Origin of the sequence: Amycolatopsis sp. cmx-8-4 (assembly GCF_046548675.1) — a bacterium.
Taxonomy (GTDB): Bacteria; Actinomycetota; Actinomycetes; order Mycobacteriales; family Pseudonocardiaceae; genus Amycolatopsis.
In genome coordinates this window covers 1-636 of the sequence record NZ_JAEBDZ010000101.1, presented here as the reverse complement: position 1 = coordinate 636, position 636 = coordinate 1, and the positions used below count along the sequence as shown (strand labels likewise).

Genomic DNA, 636 nt, shown 5'->3' with positions numbered 1-636 from the left:
CCGGTCCTCTTAACGTTCCAGCACCGGGCAGGCGTCAGTCCATATACATCGTCTTGCGACTTCGCATGGACCTGTGTTTTTAGTAAACAGTCGCTTTCCGCTGGTCTCTGCGGCCACCCACCCCTAGCCCGTAAAGGACTTCAGGATGTTTGGCCCCCCTTCTCCCGAAGTTACGGGGGCATTTTGCCGAGTTCCTTAACCACAGTTCACCCGATCGCCTTAGTATTCTCTACCTGACCACCTGTGTTGGTTTGGGGTACGGGCCGTGCATGCACTCACTAGAGGCTTTTCTCGGCAGCATAGGATCACTCTACTTCGCCTCAAACGGCTACGCATCACGTCTCAGCCTATATGAAACACGGATTTGCCTATGTTCCGGCCTACACGCTTACACCAGGACAACCATCGCCTGGCGGAGCTACCTTCCTGCGTCACCCCATCGCTTGACTACTACGAAATCAGGTCCCACGCTCCACACACCATCATCCACCCGAAGGCTTCAAACAGTGGCTTTGGGTGGTTAGTATCAAACGCCTCGTCATGGGCGCACATGCTCGGGTACGGGAATATCAACCCGTTGTCCATCGACTACGCCTGTCGGCCTCGCCTTAGGTCCCGACTTACCCTGGGCGGATT

General features: G+C 55.7%; 1 rRNA gene. It reads right to left on the bottom strand.

Annotated elements, in window-relative coordinates:
* Window positions 1-636, bottom strand: a 23S ribosomal RNA gene (locus ACLJQZ_RS48585); the annotation flags it as partial.